This window comes from Cellulomonas sp., from assembly GCF_965229465.1.
Taxonomy (GTDB): Bacteria; Actinomycetota; Actinomycetes; order Actinomycetales; family Cellulomonadaceae; genus Cellulomonas.
Map to the genome: position 1 here is coordinate 2,505,524 of NZ_OZ245882.1, position 26,970 is coordinate 2,532,493.

Here is a 26,970-nt window from a genome sequence, read left to right on the forward strand (position 1 = left end):
ACCGTCGATACGGTGGGCGTCGTGAAGCTTCTCCTCACCTCCGGTGGCGTCACCAACCCGAGCATCCGCGAGGCGCTGGTGGACCTGCTCGGCAAGCCCATCGCCGAGTCCACCGCCCTGTGCATCCCCACCGCGCAGTACGGGCACCCCTGGGTCGGTCCCGGCGTCAAGGCGTGGGAGTTCATCAGCGGCAAGGCCCAGAACCCGATGGTCGACCTGGGCTGGAAATCCGTCGGCGTGCTGGAGCTCACCGCCCTGCCCAGCATCGACGAGGAACGCTGGGTGCCGCTGGTCCGGGAGACGGACGTGCTGCTGGTGGCCGGCGGCGACGCCCTCTACCTGTGCCACTGGATGCGGGAGTCCGGCCTGGTCGACCTGCTCCCGTCGCTGAGCGAGACGGTCTGGGTGGGGCTGAGCGCCGGGAGCATGGTGATGACACCGAGGATCGGCGCCGACTTCGTGGGGTGGACACCGCCGACGGGCGACGACAGCACGCTGGGCCTCGTCGACTTCTCGATCTGCCCGCACCTGGCTCCGGACGGCATGCCGGGCAACCCCATGGCGGCGGCGGAACGGTGGGCCGCGCGCATCGGGGTGCCGGCGTACGCGATGGACGACCAGACGGCGATCACGGTGGTCGACGGCGCTGTCGAGGTCGTCTCCGAGGGGCACTGGCGGCACTTCCCCGCCTGAGTCCACGCGACCGCTGCTGGTAGCGTGGACTGCTTTCCGCAGCACGCTGGGGGGTGTCATGACCCGCACCACGCACCCGGGCCGACGTCGCGTTCCGCCCGACGTGCCCTCCACCACGTCCGCCGAGGCGGCCCCGAGCGTCACTCCGGTTGCGCCGGCCGCGCGGATCGCCTCGCTCCAGCGCACGGCCGGGAACCGGGCGACGGCTCGACTGCTGGCCCCGGCCGCGCCGACGAGGACAGCGGAGGAGGCCGAGGCGCCGCACCGCACCGGAGCGCCGGCCCCGATCACGCTCCAGCGCGATCCGAAGGCTCCCGCGCCGCCGGCCGCCTTCGTCGGCGACCCCAAGAAGGCGGAGGACGCCAAGTACGCCGGCACGCTCGGCAAGGACGACGCCGCTCGCCTGCAGGGGGCCGGCACGCTGTCGGACGGCGACAAGACGGAGATCAAGGCGAAGCTCGCCTTCTTCAAGGGCAAGGCTCGGGACGTCTACCTGCGCACTCTCATGCCCGTCCTCGCCGAGCTCGCGCTCAGCGCGCAGAGCGTGGACCGGGCGCAGGCCGGCAAGGCGGACTACGTCGGCACGCTGCTCGACGTCATCCAGAAGCTCAAGGCCGAACGCATCAACAGCTGGAAGCTGATCGCCGACGTCGAGCAGACCGAGGTCGCGATGGATCTGCTGCACGCCGTGGTCGCCTCCGTCGCCCTGGGCATCGGCGGGATCGTCGGCGATCTGGCCAGCGCGTCCCTCCAGAAGGGGCTCTACAAGATCTTCGTGGACCTCTCCGCCCTGGAGGCCGGCGACATCGCCGTGGAGGCGGCGTTCAAGGCAGGTGTGGCGACGACGGCCACCGCGCTCACCATGGGCACCAGGGACGGAGTGGTCTTCGCCGAGCAGAACTGCAAGACCGCGCTCAGCAGCAAGAACCAGCCGAGCGAGAGCGGCAAGTTCAACGTCTTCGCCGAGGCGATGCGACTCCAGACCATCTCGGAACAGCTCACCACGGCGAAGGCGTTCCAGACCGGCGCCTCGACGACCTACGACAGCGTGTCGCTGGCCGGCAAGGTCATGTCCCTGGAGGCGGTGCACAAGGAGCTGGCCGCACGGCCGGAGATCATCCAGCGGACTCTGACCGAGGGATTCATGCGCCTCCTCGCGGCCGTTCGGGCGACCAGCTCGAGGCCGAACGAGCTCGGACCGCAGCAGGGCAGGATCTTCCTGCTCCCCGACATCGGCGCCAGGAACCGGCTCGGGGAGTGGTCCGCGCCGGGCATCGAGAGCTTCACCCATTTCAACGGGTCCACCCGAGGGCTGAACGCCGCCACCCTGATGTCGTTGGACAACGCGAAGATCGAGGACCTGAAGGTCGACCTCGAGTTCGCCGTCGACGTCACGAACGCCTACTCCGGGTGGTTCCAGTCGCCGTTCAGCCGGATCTGGATCGACCGCGACGCCTCCGGTGGAGTCACGCTCCGGAACGCGGACGACGACACCAAGGAGTGGTTGGGTTCCTACTACTCCAGGATCAGCCGGGAGCTGACCAGCACCGAGCGGGACGTGTACGCGCCGCTGGGCGCGATCAAGCTGTACCAGGCCATCAAAGGCAAGCAGATCCATCGGCCCAAGAACGCCGACAAGCTCGTCCCGGACTGACCGCGCGGCGCTGAGGGCGCTCTCACGTCGCAGGGGTGCGGGGCGTGGCGTTCACCGCAGCGTGCGAACGAACCGTCGCACCCGTTCCGCCATCGCGCCCGGTATCTCGGCGACGGCGAAGTGGCCCCCCTCGGGCAGCCGCTCGAACACCCGCAGGTCGCGGTAGAACCGCCGCGCCACCGATTCCGGGTTGTCGTGCTCGTGCCGCTGGACGAAGACGGCGGCCGGCACCTCGACCGGGGGGATCTGGGCGTCCGCGCCGTCGAAGTAGGTGGTGAACGACGAGGCGATGGTCTGCGTCGCCCAGTACAGGGTCGCCTCGGTGAGGATGCGCTCGCGCGAGATGCGCCCCTCCAGCCGGGCGGGTTCGCCGGCCGGGGTGTCGCTCCACTCCACGAGCTTCTCGGTGATCCACGCGAGGAGTCCGGCGGGGGAGTCGTTCAGGCCGGCGGCGAGGGTGTCGGGTCGGGTGCCCTGCACGTGCGCGTAGCCCGCCTGGTCGTACCAGCCGGCCGCCATGCGGTCGTAGAAGGCGCGCTCGGTGGGGTCGCTCGTCGACTCCCGCTCGGCCGCCGACAGGAAGTGCGCGTGCGTGACGACGATCCCGACGACCGCCTCGGGGTGCGTCGCCGCGATCAGGTCGCTGACGTTCGCGGTGAAGTCCTCGCCGTAGGTGAGGTAGCCGGAGTAGCCGAGTACGTCGGTCATGAGCGTGTGCATCAGCGCGGCGAGGCGCTGCTCGGTGGGCGGCTCGTCGAGCGGCGGGGAGAACGCGAAGCCGGGCATGCTCACGACGACCACGTCGAGGTCCGGCAGCAGGTCGGCGAAGTCCAGCTGGAGCGCGAACGAGTGCGGCCAGCCGTGCATCACCAGGAGCGCCGGGGCGTCCGGGTTCGTCGACCGCAGGTGGGCGAAGTGCAGCGTGGTGCCGTCGACGTCGGCGAGGAACTGCGGGTGCCGGTTCAGCCGGGCCTCGCGGGCGCGCCAGTCGAACGTCTGCCACGACGCGACGAGCTCCCGCAGGTACGCCGCGCTCATGCCCGATGCGGGCCGCCGGGGGGAGTCGTCGAGGAAGCGCGTGCGCGCCAGGCGGTCGCGCAGGTCGTCGAGGACCGGCTGCGGGACGTCGACGGCGAACGGTCGAACGGTCATGCCCACACGGTAGGAGGCACCTCCGACACGCGGCCGCGGTGGACGAGAGTCCGACCCGGAGAGTGGACCAAGGTCCACCCTCGTGCCCCGGCGCCGAGGCCAGGCTGGTCTCGTGATCACAGTGCAGGGCGCCGGCGCCCTCGAGAAGATCCGCACCGACAGGCTGACGATCCGCCGCTTCACCGCGACGGACGGCGACGCGCTGCACGGCTACCTGTCGCAGCCGGAGGCCGTCCGCTTCGAGCCGTACGGCGTCCAGACCCGCCTGCAGTGCCACGAGCTCGCGCTCGACCGCGAGGGGGACGAGGCGTTCTGGGCCGTGTGCCGTGCCGGTGACGAGCGGCTCATCGGCAACCTGTACCTGCACCGCGACGACCCACGCACGTACACCCTGGGGTACGTCTTCGACCCCGCGCAGTGGGGTCAGGGCTACGCGACCGAGGCGGCCGCCGCGCTGGTGGACGTCTGCTTCCGCAGCTGGGGCGCGCACCGCGTGACCGCGGGATGCAGCCCCGACAACACCCGGTCGTGGCGGCTGCTCGAGCGGCTCGGGATGCGACGGGAAGACGCACCGCAGCTGCGCGACGCCTACCAGTACGCCGTGCTCGAGGACGAGTGGTCGGCCGGTTCAGTCGGCCGGCTCGTCGGTCCGTAGGGCGGCGAACGCCCTCTCGAACCAGCCGCCGGGCGGCACGTCGATCGGGTTCTGCCGGACCGCATGCTGCACCTGGTCCGGCTCGCGGGCCCACAGCACCTCGGCCTTGCCAGCCGCGGCTCGGAGCGCCTCGGCGTCCACCGTGAACCTCGACTCGTCGACGCCGAGGGACGGGCAGGCGACGACGACCACCAGGTCCCCGGGCGGTGGCGCAGGCGTCAGCCAGAGGGTGCTCGACCACTCCCGACCGCCGCCACCGCCGCCGCGGTGGGTGAGCACCGGCTCGTCCGCACCGGGCAGGTTGCTCCAGTCGTCGTAGCCGGCGACGACGGTGCGACCGTCGGCGAGCTCGAGGCCGACGAGCAGCCCCGCGTTGAACGTGGCATGCAGGTGGTCGTCCGGGCCGGGGTCGAGGCGGCGGCGGATCCCCAGGTCGATGTGCAGCCCGCCGGTGTAGCGCGAGATGCCGACCAGCAGGATCGCGGTGTCGGCGCCCCGCCCGATGACGCCGCTCACGCCGACGGCGGCCGGAGCCTCGTTGTCGGGAGGGGCGAACCGGAGCCGCATCTGGGAGACGTCGTCCGCGTCGTCGGAGGACACCATCACCGAGTGCATCGCCCGACCGTGGGGGACATCCACCACCCGCGTCAAGGGCTCGTCAGACGAGAGCTTGCCGCCGCACGATCTCGTTGATCCAGATCGGCGCGTACGGGGACGTGCACCCGGGCGGGGTCGGGTAGTCCTTGAGGACCTCGAGCCGTTCGCCGATCGCGAGCGCGCGGTCGCGGTGCTCCGGGTGGTGGATCCCGATCCCGGCCAGGCACTCGTTCATCGCCCACTGGAGCCGGTCCGGCGCGTCCTTCATCTGCGCCTCGATGAGGTCCAGGAGTCCGGGCAGGTCCAGGCCGTCGGGCGACTTCGCGACGCGGTCGTTGGTCAGCGCCCAGCCGGCGCTCGCCACCACCGGGTCCGGGTCGGCGAACCACGCGGTGCGCAGCTCCTCGACGTGCGGGCTCTTCTTGACGATGTAGCTGACCAGCCAGTCGTGGACCTTGGGCACCCGGGCGTCGCGCAGCATCGCGTCCAGCTCGGCGGCGCTGTACAGCTTCGGGCGGCTGATCAGGATCGCGACCAGTCGGGCAGCGGTGTCGCCGGTCGCCCAGAGCTGGACGGCGAGGTCCTGCTGGATCTTGAGGTCCTTGGCGACCGCGCGCAGCTTCGTGAGGTTGACCCCGTGGTCCTCGCCGTGGCGCTCGTTCACCGCCCGGATCTTGGGGTCCTCCAACGCCGCGAGCTCGGCAAGCACTCCGCTGACAGTCGACTCCACCCGATCAGCGTAGGTCGTGGACAGCCCCGATCGGGCGCCGCGACACTGGAGCCCATGGCCACCTTCACCGGGTCCGACGACCTTCAGGGCGCTCAGTTCCGCGGTGCGGACCTCAGGGGTGCCCGGTTCGTCGGGAGCGACCTGGGCGGCGTGGTGATGCGCGGGGTCGACGTCGCGGGGGCGGACATCGACGCGCCGTGGCTGCTGGAGACCGGCGGCGTGCTGCTCGTCAACGGCGTGAACGTCGTCCCGTTCGTCGAGGCGGAGCTCAACCGCCGGTTCCCCGGCCGCGCCGACCAGCGCGCCGGCGACCCCGAGGGCCTGCGCGCAGCGTGGGAGGTGCTCCAGCGCACCTGGGCGACGACGCTCGCGCGGGTCGACGCGATGCCGGCCGGCACGGTCGACGTGTCCGTGGACGGGGAGTGGTCGTTCGCGCAGACGCTGCGGCACCTGGTCATGGCCACCGACACGTGGCTGCGCCGGGCGATCCAGCAGGTCGAGCAGCCGTACCACCCGATCGGTCAACCGAACACGGCGGCCGACGGCGACGGGCTCGACCTGTCGATCTTCGTCACCGAGCTGCCGTCGTACGACGAGGTGCTCGCGGTCCGGGCGGAGCGCGTCGCGATGGTGCGCGACTTCCTGGCGACCGTCACGCCGCAGGAGCTGGCCGCGCCGCGCACGAATCCGTGGGCGCCGCAGTACCCGGAGACCGTCCTGTCGTGCCTGCACACGATCCTCGAGGAGGAGTGGGAGCACCACCGGTACGCCGTCCGCGACCTCGACACGCTGGCGGCAGCGGCCGCCGACTGACGTATCTGGGCCACCCAGGTCCCCCCTTCCCTTTCAACGCACGCGTCGCAACGGCGCGCGACTCTGGAAGGGAAGAACCTCTGATGGCACTCGGCACTCAGCTGTCTCCCACGCAGACGCTCGTGACGTTCTGCTTGTGGGCCCAGCGCAACGGCTACTCGGTCGGCGAGATGCACGGCTTCGCCACCGTCCACGATGTGCACACGCACGGGTCGTGGCACTTCGACTCCGATGGCGGCTTCGGCAAGGCGGCCGACATCAACAAGAACGGTCCCGACGAGCGCGAGCAGCTCATCGCGGCCCTCGACCGGGCGCAGGAGCTCGGGCTCGCCGTCATCTACGCACGCGACGGCGTCAACGGCATCGCCGGCCAGCACAAGAACCACCTCCACGTGGACGTCGGACCGTTCAGCCACCTGGGGCTGGACTCGTTCGTGCCGCGGGGCGGCGGCGACGTCCTGACCGCGGCACTCCAGCGCGCGGTCCGTACGGGCGACGACCAGGTGTGGGGTGCGGACACCGACCAGCGCGCCGAGGCGGTGAAGGCGGCGAGCATGATCATGGGCGTCACCTTCCCGTTCGGGATCGAGTTCACCCAGCGGGTGGTCGGCGTCGCGGACGACGGCGTGTGGGGCAACCAGTCCCGCGCGGCCCACGACCAGACCACAGCGGCGATCCAGCAGGCGATCGGTCGCCCGGCGACGGGGATCTGGGACCAGGCGACGGTCGACGCGTACACCAACGCACGGAGCCTTCGGAACCGCGCGGTGTAGGCACGGCACGTCTCAGCACTGCGGGCGTCGGCGAGCATCGCCGACGCCCGCAGCCGTGTGCGGGTCCGGGATGCCCGAGTCCTCCGGATCCGGTTGCTCACGCCCTGTGACCTGCATCAATTAGCGTCGACCGTGCGGGATCGTATCGATACGATCGACGTGCGACGCGACCCGGAACCCCGACCCCCGCGGACGTATCACCCCGCCCCTCCGTCTCAAGGTTCCGCTGTGCCCAAGGTCCTCACCGCCGGTCGTCCCTGGCGCGTCATCCTCCTGTTCGCCGTCCCCCTGCTCGTCGGCAACGTCGTCCAGCAGCTCTACCAAGCGGCCGACGCCGTCGTCGTCGGCCGGGTGCTCGGCGTGGACTCGCTGGCCGCGGTCGGTGCCACGGGCGCGCTGCTGTTCCTCCTGCTCGGCTTCGCGTGGGGCATGACGAACGGCTTCGCGATCCCGACCGCGCACGCGTTCGGCGCGGGGGACCACGCGGCGGTCCGCAGGTCGGTCGCGGCCGGGGCGGTCCTGTCGGCGGCGACGAGCGTGGTGCTCACCGTGGCGGCGCCGCTGCTCGCGGGTCCGGCGCTGCGCCTGATGCACACGCCGGAGGAGCTGCTGCCGGAGGCGACGACCTTCGCGGTCATCAGCTTCCTGGGCGCCAGCACGATGATGTTCTTCAACTTCCTGTCGGCGGTCATCCGGGCCATCGGCGACTCGCGCACACCCCTGATCTTCCTCACGCTCAGCTGCGTGCTGAACATCGCGCTGGTGGTGGGTGCGGTGGCCGGTCTGGGCATGGGCGTGGCCGGAGCGGCGTGGTCGACAGTGGTCTCGCAGGGCGTCTCGGTGGCGCTCTGCCTCGAGTTCGTCCGGCGTCGGGTGCCGGTCCTGCACGTGCACCGCGACGACTGGCGGGTCAGCGGCGCCGAGCTGCGCAAGCACCTGCGGCTCGGGCTGCCGATGGGGTTCCAGGCGTCGATCATCGCGATCGGCACGCTGGCCGTGCAGGTGCGCCTGAACGCGCTGGGTTCCGACGCGGTCGCCGCCTACACGACGGCCGCCCGCGTGGACGGGCTCGCGGTCGCGCTGCTGGCGTCGCTCGGCCTGGCGGTGTCGATGTTCGTCGCGCAGAACCTGGGTGCCGGCCGGCAAGACCGCATCCGGCACGGCGTCGTGCAGGCCATGGCGATCTCGGTGGTCGGCTCGGCGGTGCTCGGGGTCGTGCTCGTGGCCGGCGGCTCGGCGATCATCGGCGTCTTCGTGGGTGAGGGGGAGCAGCGCGTCGTCGACATGGCCGCGCACTACCTGCTGGTCAACGGGGTGCTCTACGTGGTGCTCGGGGTCCTCTTCGTGCTGCGCGGTGCCCTCCAGGGCCTCGGGCAGACGGTGGTCCCCACGCTGACCGGCGTGATCGAGCTGGTCTGCCGGGTCGGCGCCGCGGGCGTGCTCGGCGCGGCCTACGGGTACGGCGGCGTGGTCTGGGGCAACCCGCTGGCGTGGATCGGCGCGGTCATCCTCCTGGTGCCGGCGTACGCGGCCGCGCAGCGACGGCTCTTGGGGGCGGACGCCACGGAGGCGCCGGCCGCGGTGGTCCGCAGGCGGATCACGCGGGTGCGGCGCCGCGGGGTGCCCCGACGCGTCAAGCGGCGGGTCCCCACCGCCTGACCTGCCTCGCGCGATCCCTCCGGGATGACGGAGGGATCGCGCGAGGCCGTTCAGGACCGGGCGGTCAGGGTCGTGCCCCCGGGCCTGGCCACGAGCTGGGCCACGGCCCGCGAGACCTCCGCCTCGGCATCCGGGCCGGAGAGGCTGGGGAAGCCGGCGGGGAGCTCGAACTCCCCGGAGGTCGACTCGTCGTCGGCCAGGAGGCCGCCCCCGAGGCCGATCGAGAGGATCGTGCCGTCGTCGGCGTACGTGACGTGCGCTTTCATGGTCGGTCTCCGTCCTACGGCTCGATGAAGCTGAGGTTGAGGTACCAGATGAGGGGCGCGTCCGGACCGATGCTCTCCACCTTCACCCGGACGGTGGGGAGGTTGTTGGTGTTGGGGTTCGGGTCGTCCGACTTGATGGACAGGGTGGTGACCCGCAGCTGACGGTTCTCGTTGGACGCGTGGAACGGGCTGGCGCTCGCCGCGACCGCGGTCTGCACGTACGAGCCGGCGGCTCGGACGGGCAGGAAGAGCCTCATGGTGCGGGTGTCGCCCGCCACGAAGCCGTTGGCCTCGAAGAACTCGAAGTGCGCGTGCCTGACGGTGGCCATCGGACGGCCCTCACTGCACCGCGACGGCACTGCTGTAGCTGCCCCGCAGGTCGGGGTCCGCCTCCGTGTGGTTGGTGAGCATGTGGTCCCAGGTCGTCTGCCAGCCGGCGACCGAGACCCGGACGAGCTCGCGGGGCGTCGTGAACGCGTCGGTGGCTCGGAAGAGGAACGGATCGCCCGTCCAGGTCACCGCGGTCGTCCCAGCGTGCGCGGGCAGGTCGGGGAACCAGCCGGGTCGTGTCTCGTGCCAGTCCTCCCACTGCGCGGCCGCGCCGTTGACCTTGATCTCCGTGCCGTTGCGCCCCTCGACCTTGAAGGAGAGGTCGGTCATCGTGAAGGGGCCGCTGTTGGTGACCTGGAACCGGAACTCCACCTCCTCGCCGTCGTTGATGGCCACGCCCGGCCAGTTCACGTCGATGATCTCGATGGTCAGGTAGTTCGTGGGGTAGTTCTTGACTGCGTCGTTGATGTCGTCCAAGACGGTGGTCATGATCGTGCCCTTCATGGTGGGTCAGGCCGCGTGCCGGCCTGGTTGCCATGAACGAGTGCCCAGGGGTGTCGCAGATCGGTGGGGAAACCCCAGGCCGACCCCAGGGAACGCCGGCCGTACGATCCGGGCATGGGAGTGGTGGCGTCGTCGAGGTCGGAGCAGCGGCTCCCGCTCAGCCGCGAGCGCGTGCTGCGGACCGCGGTCGCGATCGCCGACGAGCACGGCATCGAGACCGTGACGATGCGCCGGGTCGGCGACGAGCTCGGCGCCGAGGCGATGTCGCTCTACCACCACGTCGCCAACAAGGACGCTCTGCTCGACGGTGCCGTGGATCTCGTCGTGCGGGAGATCAACGAGGCGGTCGACGAGCTGGACGCCGGCACTGACTGGCAGGTCGCCGTGCGGACGCGGATCCTCGCCGCCCGCGCCGTGCTGCTGCGGCACCGGTGGGCGTCGCGGCTGTTGTCCACCCGGGCGGCCACGAGCCCGGAGGTGGTGCGCTACCACGACCGCCTCGTCGGCCTCCTGCGCGCGGGTGGCTTCTCCTTCGACCTCGCCCACCACGCGCTGCACGCGCTGGGCAGCCGCGCCCTGGGGTTCTCGCAGGAGCTGTTCGACCCGGGTGACGGGGCGTCCGCCGACTCGCTGCCGCCGGAGGTCGCCGCCGAGCTGCCGAACCTCGTGGCGATGCTGTCCGAGATCGCGCACGACGACCCCGCGTCGACGCTGGGCTGGTGCGACGACCAGACCGAGTTCGAGTTCGGGCTCGACCTGCTGCTCGACGGCCTCGACCGGCGGCGGGCGGCCGAGACCCCTTGACCGTCCTTACGTTGTAAGGCAGGCTGCCTTACAACGTAAGGGAGGCGCCATGAAGGCGATCGTGCAGCATCGGTACGGCTCACCCGACGAGCTCACGCTCGCCGACGTCGACACCCCCGTCCCGGCTGCGGACGCGGTCCTGGTCCGGGTGCGGGCCGCGTCGCTGAACGCGCGCGACTGGCACCTGATGCGCGGCGACCCGTACATCGCGCGGCTCTCGCCGGACTTCGGCCGACGCGGCCCCAAGGCCCCGGTCCGCGGCTCGGACTTCGCCGGCACGGTCGAGGCGGTCGGCAGCGACGTGACCCGCCTGCGTCCGGGCGACGAGGTCTACGGAGAGTCCGACGGTGCGCTCGCGGAGTACGTCAGCGCGCCGGAGCGGCGGGTCGCCCGCAAGCCCGCCCACCTGACCTTCGAGCAGGCTGCCGCGATGCCGTTGGCGGCGACGACGGCCCTGCAGGGGCTGCGAGGCCGCGTCGGTCCCGGTCAGAGCCTCCTGATCAACGGCGCGTCCGGGGGAGTGGGGACGTTCGCGGTGCAGCTGGCCCACGCGTACGGCGCCCAGGTGACCGGCGTGTGCAGCACCCGCAACGCCGAGCTCGTGCGGTCGCTCGGCGCCGACCACGTCGTCGACTACACGCGCGACGACGCGTTCCGTGCCGGCCGCCGGTACGACGTCGTCCTCGACCTCGTCGGCAACCGCTCCCTGCGCGACCTGCGTCGCGCCCTCACGCCCGACGGGACCCTCGTCCTGTCCGGCGGCGGGGTCTCCGAGGGTGGCTCGCTGTTCGGCCCGATCGGTCTGCTGCTGCGCAGCAAGCTGGCGGCGCCGTTCGTGCGGCACCGGATCGTCGCCCTGTCGACGAGTCCCGGCGCCGAGCACCTCGACGCCCTCCGGGAGCTGGCGGAGGCCGGGACGATCGTGCCCGCCGTCGACCGGACCTACCCGCTACCGGCGGCCGCGGACGCCCTGCGCTACCTCGAGGGCGAGCACGCCCGGGCGAAGGTGGTCATCACCGTTCATGCGGGAGGCTAGCCGCCGGCGTCCAGGTGCTCGTCGAGCGTGTCGGTCCGCAGCGCGTCCATGAGGCTGCCGAACGGCACGGCGTCCGGCACCAGCACGGGCTGCTCGCCGGCCGCGGAGACGGTCGTCGGGGCGCCGACCACCTCCACTTCGCCGGGTCCGAGGGCGCGGATGCTCGTGAGCAGGCCCACCATCTCGGCGCGGTCGAAGCTCTCGTCCACCGCCACCGAGCCGGAGACCACGCCGAGCAGCCGCAGCCAGGTGATCGGGTTGCCCCGCACGTCGCTGTCGCCCAGCCGGTCCAGGATCGCCTGCAGCCACACCGCCGACCGCTCGGCCCGCGCCACGTCGTCGTCGCCGGTCCCGCGCACCCACGCCAGCGCCTGCGCCCCGGTGAGGCGGCGCTCGCCCGCCGCGGCGGCCACGCGACCGTTCACCACCAGGTCGGACGTGAGGTCGAGGTCCACACCGCCGAGCTCCTGCGTGACCCGGGCGAACGTCTCGGAGTCGGTGAGCGCCACGTGGTCCAGCCGGACGTCGGTGAGGTGCTCGACCGTCTCCACGGCACCCGGGGGGCCGCCGGCGGCGAACGCGGAGCGCAGGGTGCCCGGACCGGTGCCTGGCACCTCCACCCACAGGTCCGGCGGCATCGCGACCACCTGGGCGCTGGAGCGGTCCGCGGAGACGTGCGCGAGCATCACGACGTCGGTCTGCGCAGCCGCCGCGGCCCAGTCGTCGGTGTCCTCGGTGCGCACGTCGTCGGTCGAGCCGAGCACGAGGATCGTCACCGGCGCCGCCTCGCCCGGACCGGACGCGAACGGGGCCGGGCGGTCGGTCAGACCGGCGAACGGGTCGGGGAAGCGGTCGACCCGGCTGTCGAGCACACCGGCCACGAGCAGGGCGCCGCACGTGGCGACGAGGAGCAGGAGCAGGAAGGACCCGAGGATCGCGATCGCAGTGTTCCGGAGACGGTGGCTGGGCCGCACCGGCGCCACGACGGGCTCGGGTGGGGCGGGGACCGGCTGGCTCGGGTCCGACAGCACCGCCCACGCGATGGCGTCGACCGCGCCCCGGACCTGGTCGAACGACCGCTGGTAGGCGCCCTTGCCCAGGGCGGCGGGGTCCAGCAGGTCGTCGTCGGCGGGATCCGCGGGCGCGGTGGGCCCGCGTCGCGCCGGCGCCGCACGGACCAGAGCCGACAGCCGCGCCGCCACGTCGCCCTCCGGGAGGGCAGCCGGACCGAGAGAACCGGCGACGCGGGCGAGCTCGCGCAGGGTGAATGTGCGTCCGACGGCCGCCGGGACCTGCCGGACCACCGTGGCGCGCTCGGATCGGGTGGCCGTGAGGACGAGGTCGGCGGAGGCGATGATCTCCGCGGTCAGCGCGCGCGCGTGGTGCGGGTCCGTGTCCAGGCCGGCGCCGGCGAGGAGCTCGCTCAACAGCTCCGGGACCCGGTCCCCGGGCTCCGTGCGTGTCCCGGCGCTGGTCACCGCCACGCCGCCGCCCACACCCAGACGGGCGCGCACCAGGCGCTCGGCCGCGAGCGACCGGCAGACGTTGCTGCTGCCGACCACCAGCACGTCGAGCTGGCGCACGCCTGCCGTCGTCGGGACTGCGGCGGGCGGGGTCATCCCGCCAGTGTGCGGGACATCCCCCGTGGTCGCTATGCCGAGTTTGGGAGGGAATGTCCGGATCGTTCACCCGGACGGGTTCCGGTCGCGAGGCCTCCGCTTCCGGACCTCGTCGGCGGTCCCTATCGTGAGTACGTGAATCCGCTGAGCAGACGTGTGCGCGATGCCCGCCAGAAGGCTGGCCTCAGCCAGGGCGAGCTCGCGCGTCGGGCTGGCGTGCACCCGACCTACATCTCCCACGTCGAGCGCGACCGTCGCACGCTCGGCGAGGACGCGCTGGCCCGGGTGGCCGACGTGCTGGGCGTGTCCGTGGCCTACCTGCTCGACGGCGAGCAGGCCCCCGACTACCGCTCCGCCGAGGGGGCGCTCGTCGAGGCGCGCCGGCTGTCCCGGATGGGAGCGGCGCGGGAGGCGGCCGACGTCCTGGCGATGGTGGACCTGGGCGGCCTGGACGTCGACACGGCCGCGCGCGTCGGGCTGGCGCACGCCGAGGCCCTGGACCTGGCGGGCGACCTGGAGGGCTCGGTCGAGGCGCTGGAACGCGTCTGTGCGCAGCTGATCGGCGCGCGCAGGTACGCGCAGGCGGCCTACTCGGCGATGCGGATCGTGATGGCCCTCACCGAGGCCGCGGACCTGCACCGTGCCGTCGCACGCGGGGAGGCCCTGCTGGCGCAGCTGCCCGAGTCGGCGGCCGGCAGCGACGAGGTGGTGCGCCTGGAGTCGACGATCGTCTGGGCGTACATCGCCCGGGGGGACACCACGTACGCGCGCTACCGCGGTCGGCAGCTGCTCGCGCACACGCGTCGGCACGGCTCGGCGCGTGCGGTGTCGTCGGTGCACTGGAACCTGGCGTTCGTCGACGACGCGCTGGGGGAGCCGGACGCCGCGCTCGCGCAGCTGGAGGCCGCGATCGCGCTCGCGGGTGCCGACGAGATCGACCGCGACCTGCCCCGCCTCCGGCTGGACCGGGCGCTGCTGCTCGTCTCCGTCGACCCACCGCGGGCGGCCGAGGCGCTGGCCGACCTCGACGCCGCGCAGACCGCGCTGGAGGTGGGCGAGTCGCAGATCGAGCTGGCCCGCGCCGACTCGGTCCGGTCGCGCGCGTGGCTGCTGCTGGACGACCCGGAGCAGGCCCAGCACTACGCCAAGCGCGCCGTCGAGCTGCTCCGCGAGGGGGTGCGTCGCGACGCCGCGTCCGCGCACGAGGCTCTCGGCGACGCGATGCTCGCCCAGCGCGCCCGGACCGAGGCCGTCAAGGAGTACCGGTCCGCGGCCGAGCTGCTGGACATGATCTCGTCGGGGCGGTCGGCCGCGACGCTGTGGCGCCGCATCGGTGACCGCCTGAGGGTGGCCGGCGACGAGGACGAACGGGTGGTCGAGGCGTACGGCCGTGCGCTCGCGGCGGCGGGCATCCGGGGGGTGCTCCCTATCCCTCCGCGGGCGTGATGTCTACCCCCTAGTGTCCTGCGTCATTGCGGTCCAGACATGGGCTAGGGACCATTCCAGGTGTACGGGAGAGTCCGGTACATCCTCGGGAAGGTCCCCTCATGAAGAAGCTCAGCATCGCCCTGGTCATCGCCCTCGCCGCCGTCACCGGCATCACGGGTGCCACCGCGTCGTCCGCCGGCGCCCAGCTGTCCGCCCAGCCGTGCTGCAAGGGCACCAACTGACGACACCCCTGCCCGCGTCGCCGCACCCGCTGACAGCGGTGCGGCGGCGCCACCGGGGCCGCCGTTCACCGGCCGCGTGCAGACGACTCCCAGGTTCGCCATTCCACCCGGCGGATTCACCCGGATGGGCGGCCTGGACGTTTGACCAGCACCGTATTCGTGCCGCACACTCGTCTTGACGGTGCGCATCGCCTGCCCCCTGCGCGGTGCGCACCGTCGTAGCGTCCGGAGAGCGGGACGGGTCCCCTGACCTGTCCCGCTCTCTGCGTGTCCGGGTCGGCCGCCTACGGCGCGCCATGCCCGAGAACACGCGGCAGCGCGGTTAGCGTTCCAGCGTGACCGTCCCCGTGCGCACCTCCGGCCCGGGACCCGACCAGGCTCCTGAGACCGGCGCAGACCCAGCCGACCGCCCGGTGCTCGTCGAGCCCCCCACGCCTGACGAGCTCCTCGAAGGAGCCGTCGCCACGTGGCGTGCTGCCCTCGTCGAGGCCGCAGGTGGGTCGACGCTCGTCGACGTCGAGCTGCTCGGCGACGCCGCGCTCGACCTGTCGGCCGCGCACCCGTCCGGCATCTCGCAGCTGTACGCCGGCCGCGAGACGCGCCTGTCCAACCTGATCCGCGAGGGGTCGGCCCTCTCGACGGCCCGCCGTCGCGCGCGGGCCGTGAGCGCCCGCGCCGCCGTGTACGCCCAGCGGTACGGCATCGCGCCCACGTCGCTGGCCATCGGCGTCGCCACCTGGACCGAGCGCACCACGCCGGACATCGCCAGCGACGACGTCGCCGCGCTCGCCTCGGTCACCCGCCAGCGGGCCGGGGAGGGCGAGCAGCACGACGCCGCGGCCCCGCGCACCGTCCGCGCCCCCGTGCTGCTGCGGCCCGTCACCCTGCGCGCCCGGGGGTCGGGCGAGAGCGACTACGAGCTGGCCCTCGAGCCGTCGCTCGAGGTCAACCCGGTGCTCGCCCGCGCCCTGCGGGCACGCGGCGCCCTGCTCGACCCGGGCGCGGTCGCGCGCGGCACCTTCACCTCGAACGGGTTCGACCCGCGCGGCGCGCTCCAGCGGCTCACCTCGCTGGGGGAGGCCGTGCTCGACGACTTCTCCATGAGCGAGCGCGTCGTCGTCGGCACCTTCGTGCACCCCGGGCAGATCCTGGTCGACGACCTCGACAACCTGTCCGGCACGCTCGAGCGCCACGAGGTCGTCTCCGCGCTCGCGGGCGTCGAGGAGTCCCGGACCCGGCTGCGTCGCGTGCTGCCCGTCCCGGTCCGCGGCGACCGCGACCCCGGCCACGAGCGCGGGGTCGGGGACCTGGACCCCGCGCAGCAGCACGTGCTCGACGTGGTGGCCACCGGCGCGCACCTGTTCGTCGACGCCCCCGCGGGCGCCGACGTCACGGGCACGCTGGCCGCCCTGGTCGCCGACGCCGCCGCCAGCGGCCGCACCGTCCTGTACGTACCGGGGCACCGCCGCGCGGCCACCGCGCTCGCGGACCGGCTGGGCGCGCTGGGCCTGGGTGACCTGCTGCTCGACGTCGCGCCCGAGGCCGGCTGGCGCTCCGCGATCGCCCGGCGCCTGCTCGGTGCCATGACGCTCGAGGCGCCCGCGGTCGACGCGCACGGGGTCGTGGCGTTGCGCGGCGAGCTCGTCGGCACGCGGGAGCGCCTCCGGTCGTACGTGGACGCGCTGCACGCCGAGCGCACCCCGTGGGGCGTCTCGGCGTACGACGCGCTCCAGCAGCTGGCGCGCCTCACCTCCACGCGGCCGACGCCCAAGACGACCGTGCGCCTGTCGCCGGACGTCGCCCGGGTGCTCGACGCGCCCCGCCGCGCAGACCTGACCGCCGACCTGGTGCGCGCCGGGGAGCTGGGCGCGTTCCGCATGCGGCCCACCGACACCCCCTGGTACGGCGCCGACCTGCGCACGCGTGCCGACGCCGACAACGTGGTCCGCCGGCTGGCCCGCGTGCTCGACTCCACCCTCCCGGCACTGGTCGAGCGCACCGCGCAGGTGGCCGCCGAGACCGGCCTGACGCAGGCGACCACCGTCGTGGCGTGGGCCGAGCAGCTGACCATGCTCGACGGCGTGCGCGCGGCGCTCGACGTGTTCCAGCCGATCGTGTTCGAACGCACCGCCGCCGACCTCGTCGCCGCCACGGCCACCAAGGAGTGGCGGGCCGAGCGCGGGATGGAGATGGGCTACTGGCTCCGTCGCCGGCTGCGCAAGCAGTCGAAGGACATGGTCCGGCCCGGCCGCCCGGTGGCCGACCTGCACGCGGGGCTGCTGGAGGTCCAGGCCCAGCGGGAGATCTGGCAGGCGCACTGCCCGTCCGGCGGCTGGCCGCGGTTGCCCGACGGCCTCGAGCACATCGAGGAGGAGTTCGCGGCGGTGCGCGCGGACCTCGACGCGCTCGACGAGGTGCTGGTGACCACCCCCGGCGGAGGCGGCCTGTCGAGCCTGCCGTTCGCGGCGCTGACCGAGCGGCTGACCCGGCTGCGGTCCGACACCGATGCGCTCGCGGACCTGCCCGCCCGTACCGGCCTCCTGCACCGCCTGCGCTCGGCGGGCCTCGGTGCGCTGGTCGACGACCTGGCGACCCGCCGCATCGACCCCGCGCTCGCGCCGGCCGAGCTGGACCTGGCCTGGTGGAGCACCGTCATCGAGCAGATCCTCTCGGAGGACCCCGCGCTGGCCGGGTACGACGGCACCGCGCTCGGTGCGCTGTCCGCGCAGTACGCGACGCTCGACCGCGCACACGTGAAGAGCCTGTCCGGACCGGTGCTCGGCGCGGTCGTCGGCCACGTCTCGCACGCGCTGCGCCAGCACCGGGAGCAGGCCGAGGCGCTGTTCGGGGACCTGGTCGAGGACCGGCTGACCTCGCTGCGCGACACCGTCGTCCGGCACCCTGACGTGGCGCGACGCCTGCGGCCGGTGGTCGCCGCCAGCCCGATGCTGGTCCCGCAGGTGCTGCCGCCGACGCGCACGGTGGACCTGGTGGTCATCGACTCCGCCGCGCACCTGCCGATCGAGGTCGCGCTCGCCGCGGTGGCGCGCGGCCGGCAGGTGGTGGTCGTCGGCGACGCCCGCTGCGCCTCCGGCTCGGCCGTCCGGGAGCTGGCCGACGTGCTGCCCGCGGTGGCGCTGCGCGCGGACTCGTCGCGCCGCGACCCCTACCTGACCGCGTTCCTGGCTGCCCACGGCTACGCCGGCGTGCTCCGCGCGACGCCCCTGCCGCAGTACCGCCCGCTGGTCGGCCTCGACGTGGTGGACGGCACGGGCATGCCCGACCCCGACACCGGGTCGGTGGACTCGACGCGCGAGGAGGTCGAGCACGTCGTCGAGATGGTGCTCACGCACGCGCTGCTGCGGCCCGACGAGACGCTCGCCGTCATCACGGTCACCTCGACCCACGCGGAGGCCGTCCGCGAGGCGGTGCTGTCGGAGGTCCGCGGCAACCCCGCGCTCGCCGCGTTCTTCGACTCCGGCCGCGTCGACCCGTTCGTGGTCACCGACCTGCCCAACGTCGCCGGCCTGCGCCGCGAGGCGATCATCCTGTCGCTCGGCCTGGGCCGGACCCCGCACCGGCGCGTGCTGCACACGTTCGGACCGATCTCCGCGCCGGGCGGTGACGCCCTGCTGCTCGACGCGCTCGGCTCCACCCGGCACCGGCTGACGGTCGTGGCGTGCTTCGGGTCCGACGACCTCGACCCCGAGCGGCTGCGCGGTCCCGGTCCGCGGCTGCTGGCCGACCTGCTCGCGTTCGCCGCCCGCCGCGGCGCCGGGCACGACGTCGCCGACCTGGTGACGCCGCCCGAGCCGACCGACCCGCTGCTGCGGTCCCTGTCCGCCGCGGCCGCTGCCGCGGACGAGGCCCTGGCTGCGGCGGCCGAGCCCGACCGCCTGCTGCTCGACCTCGCCGAGCGCCTCTGGAAGCACGGCCTGCTGGTCGAGGCCGACCACGGCATCCCCGGCGGCGACCGGATCCCGCTGGTCGTCGGCCACCCCGACCTGCCGGGCGAGATGCTCGTCGCCGTGCTCACCGACGACGCCGAGTACACCGCCGAGCCCAGCGTCCGGGTGCGCGACCGCCTCACCGCCGACCGCCTCGAGCGTGTGGGCTGGAGCGTCATCCGCGTCTGGTCCGCAGCCGCGTTCATGGACCCGCAGGCGGAGGTCGACCGCATCCGCCGGGCCGTACACGCGCGCGTCCCCGCCCCGGCGCCGCCCCGCAGCGCCCCGTTGCAGCTGGGCCTGCTCGACGAGGCGGACGACGCCGAGGAGCTGCCGACGCCCGAGTCCTCGGCCGCCCGGGCGGCAGCGCGGGCCTCCGCGCATCCCGACGAGCCCCGCCCGGCGACGGGGGTGTGGTCGACGGTCGAGGTCATCGAGGCCGCCCACTCTGAGCCGACCGACGTCGGGCCGGCCGCCGCAGAGCCCGTCGACGAGCCCGTCGGTGAGACCACCGAGGAGCCGCCCAGCCGTGCGCTCCAGCTCGCCCTGGCGGTGCCGACCCGGCAGCGGCCCGACGTGCGCCGCGGCCTGCCGATCGGGGCCTACAGCGACGACCAGCTGGACGAGCTGGTGACGTGGCTCCAGTCCGACGAGCAGGAGCGGTCGCGCGAGCAGCTGGCGGCGGCGCTCCGGGACGAGCTGGGCATCACGCGCCGGTCGTACCGGATCGACACCGCGGTGCGCAGCGCGATCACCCGCGCCATGCGCTGACCGACCAGGTGGGATCATCGAGGCGTGACCTCGCCCGAGACTCCTGCGCGTCGCCCGCGCCGGGCCGTCCGCCACGCGGGCACGGTCGGGGGCGACGACGCGAACCTCGTCTCGACGCACCCCGCTGTGGCGACTCCGGCCCCGGCCGGGTCGGCGGCACCCGCGCCTGAGCCGGCGGTCGCGCGGCGGAGCGTCGACGACTCCGATGTCGGCTGGGGCGACCGTGACGCCGGCTCCAACGACGACCGGCTGAGCCAGGACAAGCCGCCGCACTGGTAGCGCGCGTGTCGGACCCGTGCGAGAGGATCGCCGAGTTGCGCGGGTGCACCCCACGAAGGAGAGATCGATGGCTGAGGTCCTGCTGTTCCACCACGCCCAGGGACTGACGTCCGGCGTCCAGGAGTTCGCGGAGACGCTCCGCGCTGCCGGGCACACCGTGCACGTGCCGGACCTGTTCGACGGGCACGTGTTCGACGACCTCGAGGCGGGCCTGGCCTATGCCGACGAGGTCGGGTTCGGCACCGTGATGGGCCGCGGTCAGAAGACCGTGGACACGCTGCCCGCCGGGCTGGTCTACGCCGGGTTCTCCCTCGGGGTGCTGCCCGCGCAGATGCTCGCCCAGACGCGTCCGGGCGCCCGCGGCGCGCTGTTCTACCAGTCCTGCGTGCCCACGGCGGAGTTCGACAGCCCGTGGCCCAAGGGGGTCCCGGTGCAGATCCACGGGATGGATGCCGACCCGTTCTTCGCCGGCGAGGGGGACATCGACGCGGCCCGCGCGCTGGTGAAGGAGGCCGAGCACGCCGAGCTCTTCGTCTACCCGGGCGACCAGCACCTGTTCGCGGACAGCAGCCTGTCCTCCTACGACCCGGCGGCGGCGCAGCTGCTCACCGAGCGCTCGCTGGCGTTCCTCGACGCACTCCGGTAGCGCGGGATCCGGACCGGTCGGCGGCGGTACACGCCTGGTCGCTCAGACATCAGCCGCCATCTGTCAGGAGAGTCCATTGAAGGTCGCCCAGTCTCCACCGGAACGGCGCCGCGCTCTCGCCAGGGTGCGCGCCCTCGACACGCCGACGGGCACATGACCACAGGAGCCGGCCGGCCGTTCCTCGGCGCGTACGCCCTGGTCGCGGGCATGTCGCCGACCGCGGCCCGCGAGACGTACCGACTGCTCGCCGACCTGCCGATCGCCGGCCTCGAGCTCCCGCTCGCCGCTGCGTCCGCCCCCGCGGCGTGGTGGGACGAGCACGTCCTGCCCGCGTGGGACCTGGTGGTCACCACGATCCCGACGGTGATGCAGCGGCTCGGCGGCGACCCTCGGTACGGACTGGCATCCACCGACGAGGACGGCCGCCGTGCCGCACTCGACGACGTCGCGGTCGCCGCTCGGCTCGCGCAGGACCTCGCACAGCAGGCCGGGCGCGTCCGGGTGCGTGCCGTGCAGGTGAACTCGGCACCGACGACGCTGGCCTCCCCGGAGGCTCTGGCCCGCTCGATGGAGCAGATCGCCGCCCTGGACCTCGCGGGCGCCCTGGTCGCTGTCGAGCACTGCGACGCAGCCGAGTCGACGCGTGTGCCGCAGAAGGGCTTCCTGTCGTTCGAGGACGAGCTCGCCGTGCTGGCAGGCGGAGCGGCGCGTCTGACGGTGAACTGGGGACGGTCCGCGATCGACGGCCGCTCCGCCTCCACCCCGGCCGAGCACGTTCGTGCCGCGGTCGACGCCGGCATCCTCGGCGGGGTGATGTTCTCCGGGGCAACGGACCGGCTCACCGCCTGGGGCCAGCCGTGGGACGACACCCACATCGCACCGGCGGGCGACGACCCGGCGCTGGCGGCGTCGAGCGCCAGCCTGCTGGACCGTGCCCAGGTGCATGCCACGCTCACCGCCACCGCCGGCACGGCGCGCTACGTCGGCGTGAAGGTCACCACCCACCCCGACGCCACCCGGCCGGACCAGCGCGTCGCCGTCGCACGCGCGGCGCTGGCCATGCTCGACCAGGGCACGCGGGCGGACGGTCGCTGACGGCCGTCGGCGAGGGCCGGACGTCTTCCGACCCTCGCCGGCGCGCTCAGTGCGGTCAGGCGGTCGGCGGGATCGACGGCGGCGGCGTGGTCGGACGCGAGGTCGCTCCGGCCCCCGCGTCGTTGACGATCGCCGGGGTGAGGTTGCGGGCCAGCAGGTCGCGGATCTCCTGGAGCACCAGGATGTCCTCGGCCGGAGCCTCGGGCTCGGCCTCCTCGCCGCGCTTGCGGCGGGCGGCCAGGGCGTTCATCGGGACGACGATGAAGAAGTACACGGCGGCGGCCGTGAACAGGAACAGGATCAGGGCCTGGAGGATCAGGCCGAACGAGAAGACCGCGTTGTTGATCGTGAAGGACCAGACGGTGCTCAGATCCGTCTGGCCGAGGATGGCGGCGATCAGCGGGCCGATGAACCCGTCGACGAGCGCCGCGACCACCTGGCCGAACGCGGCGCCGATCACGACACCGACGGCCAGCTCGATCGCGTTCCCGCGGGAGATGAAGTCCTTGAATCCTTGGAGCATCGTCGCGATTCCCTTCGGTCGGTGGTCCGCCTTCTGCGGCCACTGAGGTGGGTCGGAGGTCTGGGGGTTGTCGTGCTCCGTCGGCGCAACCCGTCCGGTTTGCACGATCATGGCACGACGACCGCCGACAGCAAGGCGGAAGCGGCCGCTCCCGCAAGGGCGGGCGCCTCGGTCGGGGAGACGGCGAGCAGGACCGGGACGGACGCGTCGCCGGAGCCGCTCAGCCCCAGGGCCCCGCCGGGGGAGTCCTGGCGGGCGACCGGCAGGACGAGCGCACGTGTCGCCACGACCCCGCCCGGTCCGCCCTCCGGCGTAGCAGCCAGCACGTCGACCCGGACGCCCGGCGACAGCAGCCCGGCGACCGCGGGGTCGGCGAACCGGACCGTCGCGACGACGGTGCCGGGTGGGCCGCGGACCTCGTCGTCCGCCAGCAGACCGGACAGGACGGGGACGCCGACCGCGAGCGGGACGGCGGCCGAGCTGCCGATCACCTCCGCCGGGTCCGCCATCGCACCGGCGGGCGCGACGGACTGCGGGAACCGGGCGACGCGGACGTCGGCGCTGGTCAGCGCGGTCCCGGCCGGGATCTCGCGGGACGCGACGACGACCGCCGACGTGGGTGGGTCCGGCGGGCGCAGCGACTGCACCGTGGAGGCGGCGGCGATGCCGACGAGCACCGCAGCGACCGCGAACCGCCAGCGCCACAGCACGGACCGGACGGCCACCGCGAACGGTCGGCGGCGGTGGGGGAGCGGCGCGGGACGTCCGGCGAGCAGCTGGGGGTGCATGACGGCCGACGGTAGAGCGGCCGCCCGGGCAGCGCGCCGGGGCGCAGAGTGCTGGGGAGGACCGGCGCGTCTGCGTGGGCTGCGGGCGGCTCGACAGAACGGCGCCGTCACCCGGAGGTGACGACGCCGAGGCTCAGGGCGGGACGGTCAGGCGGAGGCCGCGGGCTTCGCTGCCGGCGCGGGCGTCGACGGCGTGCTCGACGACGAGGAGTCCGACGACGACGAGGACGAGCTCGACGCCGGCGAGGAGCTCGGCGTGCTGGCGGCGGGGCTCAGGGCCGACGACTTGGCACCGGCGCGCGCGTCGTTGCGGTAGAAGCCGGAGCCCTTGAACACGACGCCGACCGAGGAGAAGACCTTGCGCAGGCGTCCGTCGCACTCGGGGCAGACGCTCAGCGAGTCGTCGCTGAACGACTGGACGGTCTCGAAGGCGTGACCGCACGCCGTGCAGGCGTAGGCGTAGGTGGGCACTGAAGGTCTCCTGGCAGCTGGTCGAGCGGGTCGCGATGGTCTGGCACTCGCATCATCCGAGTGCCAATCCTAACCGTTGTGCCGGTCGGGACATTCCGACCGCCCGCGCCGGGCACCACGACGGCCGGAGCCGCGGCGGCGAAGTACCCTCCGAAGCGTGCCTCGTCGTCGCCTCCTTCGTGTCTCCCTGGTCACCGTCGCCGCGGTGGTCGTCCTCGCGCTCGTCGCCGTGATGGTCACCGCCGTGATCGTCGTGCGCCGCCCGCTCCCGGAGGTCTCGGGCGAGAAGGAGCTGACCGGGCTCGACGCCGACGTCGTCGTGACGCGCGACGACCGCGGCGTCCCGACGATCACGGCGACGACGTCGGGCGACCTCTTCCGCGCCCAGGGCTACGTGGCCGCGCAGGACCGCTTCTTCGAGATGGACTACCGCCGGCACGTGACATCCGGACGCCTCTCGGAGCTGGTCGGGGAGAACGAGGACGCGCTGGCCGCGGACAAGGTGATCCGCACGTTCGGCTGGCGCCGGGTGGCCCAGCAGGAGTGGGACCTGCTCCAGCCCGCCACGCGTGACGCCCTCCAGGCCTACGCCGACGGGGTCAACGACTACCTCGACGGCCGGGACCCGGGTGCCGTCGCCGTCGAGTACAGCGTCCTCGGGCTCCAGGTGGAGGTCGGGGTGCCCGAGGAGTGGGACCCCATCGACTCGCTCGCGTGGCTGAAGGCCATGGCGTGGGACCTGCGGGGCAACTACGACGAGGAGCTGGAGCGCGCCGCCTCGTACTCGTCGATCGGTGACGTCGCCCGCGTCGAGGAGCTCTTCCCCGCCTACCCGCAGGACCTCAACCTGCCGATCCTCACCGCCGCGAACCTCCCGGTGACCACGGCGCAGCCGACCGCGTCGACGAGCGCCGCGCCCCTCGACCTCGACAGCGCGGACCTCCAGGAGGCGATGGCCTCCGCGTCGGCCGCGCTCGCCGCCGTGCCGCACCTCATGGGCGACGGCGAGGGCGTCGGCTCGAACTCGTGGGTGGTGTCCGGTGCCCTCACCGAGTCGGGCAAGCCGTTGCTGGCCAACGACCCGCACCTCGGCATCTCCGCGCCCGGCATCTGGGAGCAGATCGGCCTGCGCTGCGACGAGGTGTCGGCCGCCTGCCCGTTCGACGTCTCCGGCTTCGCGTTCGCCGGCATGCCCGGCGTGGTCATCGGGCACAACGGCTCGCTCGCGTGGGGCCTGACCAACCTGGGCGCCGACGTCACCGACTTCGTCCTCGAGCGGGTCGACGAGGACACCACCCGGCTCGACGGGGCGTCGGCGCCGATCACCGAGCGCACCGAGGTCATCAAGGTCAACGGCGGCGACGACGTGGAGCTGACCGTCCGCGAGTCCGTGCACGGTCCGCTGGTGTCTGACGTGCTGGACCTCGTGGGCGTCGACGCCGCGCCGGTACCCGAGGACGCACCGGGCCGGACCTTCGAGGTCGCGCTGGCGTGGACCGCCCTCCAGCCGGGCCGGACCATGGACGCCGTGCTGGCGATCGACGTCGCGAAGTCCGCGGCGGACATCCAGGCGGCGGCCGCGCTGTTCGACGTGCCGTCGCAGAACATCGTCTTCGCGACGACGGACGGCCACATCGGCTACCAGGCGCCGGGGCGCATCCCGGTCCGCGCGAACGTCCCCGACAGCCCGGTCCCCTCGGACGGCACGTGGCCGCGGCCGGGCTGGGACAGCCGGTACGACTGGCAGGGTTTCGTCGACCCGGCCGCCATGCCGCGCGCGCTCGACCCGGTCGAGGGGATCGTCGTCACGGCCAACCAGGCGGTCACCCCCGCCGGCGTCGGGCCGTTCCTCACGGACGACTGGGACTACGGCTACCGCGCGCAGCGGATCCGCGAGCTCCTCACCGCGGCCACCGCAGAGGGCAAGGTCGACGTGGCGGACATGGCCCGGATCCAGAACGACCAGCACAGCCCGTTCGCGGACGTGCTGGTCCCGGTGCTCCTCACGCTCGACATCGACGACGCGTTCTACGACGACGGCCAGGAGCTGCTGCGCACGTGGGACCGGGTGCAGTCGCCCGACTCCGCCGCCGCGGCCTACTTCGCCGCGGTCTGGGTCGACGTGCTCAGCTCGGCCTTCGCGGACGACCTGCCGGACGGCTACGGGCCGAACGGCGGGTCGCGCTGGCTCGAGGTGGTCCGCCGGCTGCTCGAGGAGCCCGCGTCACCGTGGTGGGACGACAAGACGACCGCGGGCGTCGTGGAGGGTCGTGACGAGGTGCTGACCCGCGCCATGGTCGAGGCGCGCCGGCAGCTCACCGTCCAGCTGGGCCGCGACGCGTCCGAGTGGCGCTGGGGGCGCGTGCACACCGCAGCGCCCGAGCACCCGGTCCTGGGTGGGTCGTCGCTGCCCGGGGTGATCCGCAACCTGGTCAACCCCGACCCGGTCCCCGTGGGCGGCGGGTCGTCGATCGTGGACGCCACCGCCTGGGACGCCAGCTCCGAGTCGTTCGGGGTGACCGCGGCGCCGTCGATGCGGATGGTGGTGGACCTCGGTGACCTCGACGCGTCCACGTGGGTGACCCTCACCGGCGCCTCGGGCCATCCGGCGAGCGTGCACTACGCGGACCAGCTGGGCCCGTGGTCGCGCGGGGAGACGTTCCCGTGGCCGTTCACCGGGGCCGCGACCGAGGCAGACGCCCGGGACAGGCTGACGCTCACGCCGTGATGGGGTGCCACTCCTGCGGCGTCGCCACCGCGTCGACCAGCCGGTCGTGCCGCTCGCGCGGCAGCGGACGCGTGGCGGCGTCGTAGAGCTCCTCGGGGAAGACGAGGGCGATCACGGGCGCGCCCGGCCGGAGGTGCTCCAGAGCGCGGTCGTACCAGCCGCCGCCCTGGCCCAGCCGCGCGCCGGTGGTGTCGACCGCCAGCGCCGGGGCGATCACGACGTCGGCCTCCGCCAGCGTCGCCGCGCCGAGCGTCGGGCCGCCGGGCTCCGGGGGTCGGCCGGGGGCGCGCTCGCGCAGGTCGTCGACGCCCGCGTACTCGGCCCAGTCCCGCTGGAGGCCGCTGCCCAGCACGGGCAGGAGCAGCCGGACGCCGCGGGCGGCCAGGGCCTCCAGGAGCGGGCCGGTGCCGGGCTCGGTGGCACGCGCGGCGTACACCGAGACGCACGAGGCCTCGGCGACCGCCGGGATGGTGAGGACCACGTCGGCCAGCGATCGTGCGGCGGCCTCACGGAGCCGGACGGAGCGCATCTTGCGGGCGTTGCGGATGGCCACCCGCAGCCGTTCCTTGACGTCCTCGACCTCGTCACCCTCGGACACGCGCGGATACGGCTGGGCGACGCTGCTCATGGGACCAGTGTCGCAAACCCACCGACCCCCCGACGACCGTCCGAGGGATGAGTTGTGACTTCCGCGCGTGACTGGGGGAGCTCGCGCAGACTCTCAGCACGCTTCCGCCCGACCGAGCTGCTGTTCAGGGCACAATGCC

The 26,970-nt window shown here is 73.5% G+C and carries 26 protein-coding genes; 15 read left to right on the forward strand and 11 right to left on the reverse strand.

Annotated elements, in window-relative coordinates; translation table 11 throughout:
- The first annotated feature begins 21 nt into the window (after window positions 1–21).
- On the forward strand, window positions 22–693 hold the full coding sequence (locus tag ACO06A_RS12055) for a Type 1 glutamine amidotransferase-like domain-containing protein (RefSeq protein WP_421732454.1): 672 nt from the start codon (window positions 22–24) through the stop codon (window positions 691–693).
- Window positions 694–751: 58 nt separating this feature from the next.
- Window positions 752–2,347, forward strand: coding sequence for a hypothetical protein (locus ACO06A_RS12060; RefSeq protein ID WP_421732455.1), 1,596 nt, complete (start codon window positions 752–754; stop codon window positions 2,345–2,347).
- 51 nt (window positions 2,348–2,398) lie between these two features.
- Here ACO06A_RS12060 and ACO06A_RS12065 read toward each other — a convergent pair whose 3' ends face one another.
- Complete coding sequence (locus tag ACO06A_RS12065) at window positions 2,399–3,499, reverse strand: epoxide hydrolase family protein (protein WP_421732456.1); 1,101 nt, start codon at window positions 3,497–3,499, stop codon at window positions 2,399–2,401.
- Window positions 3,500–3,611: 112 nt separating this feature from the next.
- Here ACO06A_RS12065 and ACO06A_RS12070 point away from each other — a divergent pair, with 112 nt between their 5' ends.
- Window positions 3,612–4,154 carry a GNAT family N-acetyltransferase gene (locus ACO06A_RS12070; protein WP_421732457.1) on the forward strand — a complete coding sequence of 181 codons (543 nt, stop codon included), beginning with the start codon at window positions 3,612–3,614 and terminating at the stop codon, window positions 4,152–4,154.
- Here ACO06A_RS12070 and ACO06A_RS12075 read toward each other — a convergent pair.
- Together ACO06A_RS12075 and ACO06A_RS12080 are read right to left on the reverse strand one after the other, a co-directional pair.
- Entirely contained in the window at window positions 4,128–4,769 is a 642-nt protein-coding gene (locus ACO06A_RS12075; protein ID WP_421732458.1) for a hypothetical protein, read from the reverse strand. The two genes, ACO06A_RS12070 and ACO06A_RS12075, sit on opposite strands and share 27 nt — an antisense overlap.
- Window positions 4,770–4,812: 43 nt before the next feature.
- Window positions 4,813–5,481 carry a DNA alkylation repair protein gene (locus ACO06A_RS12080; protein ID WP_421732459.1) on the reverse strand — a complete coding sequence of 223 codons (669 nt, stop codon included), beginning with the start codon at window positions 5,479–5,481 and terminating at the stop codon, window positions 4,813–4,815.
- Between the two features lie 54 nt (window positions 5,482–5,535).
- On the opposite strand from ACO06A_RS12080, the gene ACO06A_RS12085 reads away from it, so the two are divergent.
- From ACO06A_RS12085 to ACO06A_RS12095, 3 genes are all read left to right on the forward strand, one after another.
- The gene (locus ACO06A_RS12085; RefSeq protein WP_421732460.1) at window positions 5,536–6,294 is read left to right on the forward strand and encodes a DinB family protein; all 759 of its coding nucleotides are present in this window, start codon (window positions 5,536–5,538) and stop codon (window positions 6,292–6,294) included.
- Window positions 6,295–6,377: 83 nt separating this feature from the next.
- Window positions 6,378–7,067, forward strand: a complete 690-nt coding sequence (locus tag ACO06A_RS12090) for a hypothetical protein (protein ID WP_421732461.1) — start codon at window positions 6,378–6,380, stop codon at window positions 7,065–7,067.
- 228 nt (window positions 7,068–7,295) lie between these two features.
- Window positions 7,296–8,726, forward strand: a complete 1,431-nt coding sequence (locus ACO06A_RS12095) for an MATE family efflux transporter (protein WP_421732462.1) — start codon at window positions 7,296–7,298, stop codon at window positions 8,724–8,726.
- Window positions 8,727–8,776: 50 nt separating this feature from the next.
- Here ACO06A_RS12095 and ACO06A_RS12100 read toward each other — a convergent pair whose 3' ends face one another.
- Genes ACO06A_RS12100 through ACO06A_RS12110 form a run of 3 tightly spaced genes read right to left on the reverse strand, consistent with a single transcriptional unit; the run spans window position 8,777 to window position 9,811 of the window.
- Window positions 8,777–8,992, reverse strand: a complete 216-nt coding sequence (locus ACO06A_RS12100) for a hypothetical protein (RefSeq protein ID WP_421732463.1) — start codon at window positions 8,990–8,992, stop codon at window positions 8,777–8,779.
- 14 nt (window positions 8,993–9,006) lie between these two features.
- Window positions 9,007–9,321, reverse strand: coding sequence for a hypothetical protein (locus tag ACO06A_RS12105; RefSeq protein WP_421732464.1), 315 nt, complete (start codon window positions 9,319–9,321; stop codon window positions 9,007–9,009).
- 10 nt (window positions 9,322–9,331) lie between these two features.
- Window positions 9,332–9,811 carry a hypothetical protein gene (locus tag ACO06A_RS12110; protein WP_421732465.1) on the reverse strand — a complete coding sequence of 160 codons (480 nt, stop codon included), beginning with the start codon at window positions 9,809–9,811 and terminating at the stop codon, window positions 9,332–9,334.
- A gap of 129 nt (window positions 9,812–9,940) precedes the next feature.
- On the opposite strand from ACO06A_RS12110, the gene ACO06A_RS12115 reads away from it, so the two are divergent.
- Entirely contained in the window at window positions 9,941–10,630 is a 690-nt protein-coding gene (locus tag ACO06A_RS12115) for a TetR/AcrR family transcriptional regulator (protein WP_421732466.1), read from the forward strand.
- 49 nt (window positions 10,631–10,679) lie between these two features.
- The gene (locus ACO06A_RS12120) at window positions 10,680–11,666 is read left to right on the forward strand and encodes an NAD(P)-dependent alcohol dehydrogenase (protein ID WP_421732467.1); all 987 of its coding nucleotides are present in this window, start codon (window positions 10,680–10,682) and stop codon (window positions 11,664–11,666) included.
- Here ACO06A_RS12120 and ACO06A_RS12125 read toward each other — a convergent pair.
- Window positions 11,663–13,285: an LCP family protein gene (locus ACO06A_RS12125; RefSeq protein ID WP_421732468.1), complete on the reverse strand. Its 1,623-nt coding sequence runs from the start codon at window positions 13,283–13,285 to the stop codon at window positions 11,663–11,665. The two genes, ACO06A_RS12120 and ACO06A_RS12125, sit on opposite strands and share 4 nt — an antisense overlap.
- 156 nt (window positions 13,286–13,441) lie before the next feature.
- Between ACO06A_RS12125 and ACO06A_RS12130 the strand changes: the two genes are divergently transcribed.
- From ACO06A_RS12130 to ACO06A_RS12155, 6 genes are all read left to right on the forward strand, one after another.
- On the forward strand, window positions 13,442–14,731 hold the full coding sequence (locus tag ACO06A_RS12130) for a helix-turn-helix domain-containing protein (protein ID WP_421732469.1): 1,290 nt from the start codon (window positions 13,442–13,444) through the stop codon (window positions 14,729–14,731).
- Between the two features lie 101 nt (window positions 14,732–14,832).
- Complete coding sequence (locus ACO06A_RS12135; protein ID WP_421732470.1) at window positions 14,833–14,955, forward strand: hypothetical protein; 123 nt, start codon at window positions 14,833–14,835, stop codon at window positions 14,953–14,955.
- A gap of 335 nt (window positions 14,956–15,290) precedes the next feature.
- Window positions 15,291–19,673 (forward strand): hypothetical protein, encoded by a 4,383-nt coding sequence (locus ACO06A_RS12140; RefSeq protein ID WP_421732471.1) that lies wholly within the window; start codon window positions 15,291–15,293, stop codon window positions 19,671–19,673.
- Between the two features lie 24 nt (window positions 19,674–19,697).
- Complete coding sequence (locus ACO06A_RS12145) at window positions 19,698–19,952, forward strand: hypothetical protein (protein ID WP_421732473.1); 255 nt, start codon at window positions 19,698–19,700, stop codon at window positions 19,950–19,952.
- A gap of 43 nt (window positions 19,953–19,995) precedes the next feature.
- Window positions 19,996–20,598, forward strand: a complete 603-nt coding sequence (locus tag ACO06A_RS12150; protein ID WP_421732474.1) for a dienelactone hydrolase family protein — start codon at window positions 19,996–19,998, stop codon at window positions 20,596–20,598.
- Window positions 20,599–20,751: 153 nt separating this feature from the next.
- Window positions 20,752–21,693 (forward strand): DUF4862 family protein, encoded by a 942-nt coding sequence (locus ACO06A_RS12155; RefSeq protein ID WP_421732475.1) that lies wholly within the window; start codon window positions 20,752–20,754, stop codon window positions 21,691–21,693.
- A 55-nt stretch (window positions 21,694–21,748) separates the two neighbouring features.
- Here ACO06A_RS12155 and mscL read toward each other — a convergent pair whose 3' ends face one another.
- From mscL to ACO06A_RS12170, 3 genes are all read right to left on the reverse strand, one after another.
- On the reverse strand, window positions 21,749–22,216 hold the full coding sequence (mscL, locus tag ACO06A_RS12160; protein ID WP_421732476.1) for a large conductance mechanosensitive channel protein MscL: 468 nt from the start codon (window positions 22,214–22,216) through the stop codon (window positions 21,749–21,751).
- Between the two features lie 107 nt (window positions 22,217–22,323).
- Entirely contained in the window at window positions 22,324–23,004 is a 681-nt protein-coding gene (cpaB, locus tag ACO06A_RS12165; RefSeq protein WP_421732477.1) for a Flp pilus assembly protein CpaB, read from the reverse strand.
- 147 nt (window positions 23,005–23,151) lie between these two features.
- The gene (locus ACO06A_RS12170; RefSeq protein ID WP_421732478.1) at window positions 23,152–23,475 is read right to left on the reverse strand and encodes an FmdB family zinc ribbon protein; all 324 of its coding nucleotides are present in this window, start codon (window positions 23,473–23,475) and stop codon (window positions 23,152–23,154) included.
- A gap of 157 nt (window positions 23,476–23,632) precedes the next feature.
- Here ACO06A_RS12170 and ACO06A_RS12175 point away from each other — a divergent pair, with 157 nt between their 5' ends.
- The gene (locus tag ACO06A_RS12175; protein ID WP_421732479.1) at window positions 23,633–26,203 is read left to right on the forward strand and encodes a penicillin acylase family protein; all 2,571 of its coding nucleotides are present in this window, start codon (window positions 23,633–23,635) and stop codon (window positions 26,201–26,203) included.
- Here ACO06A_RS12175 and ACO06A_RS12180 read toward each other — a convergent pair.
- Window positions 26,193–26,831 carry a 5-formyltetrahydrofolate cyclo-ligase gene (locus ACO06A_RS12180; protein ID WP_421732480.1) on the reverse strand — a complete coding sequence of 213 codons (639 nt, stop codon included), beginning with the start codon at window positions 26,829–26,831 and terminating at the stop codon, window positions 26,193–26,195. The two genes, ACO06A_RS12175 and ACO06A_RS12180, sit on opposite strands and share 11 nt — an antisense overlap.
- Window positions 26,832–26,970: the final 139 nt, after the last annotated feature.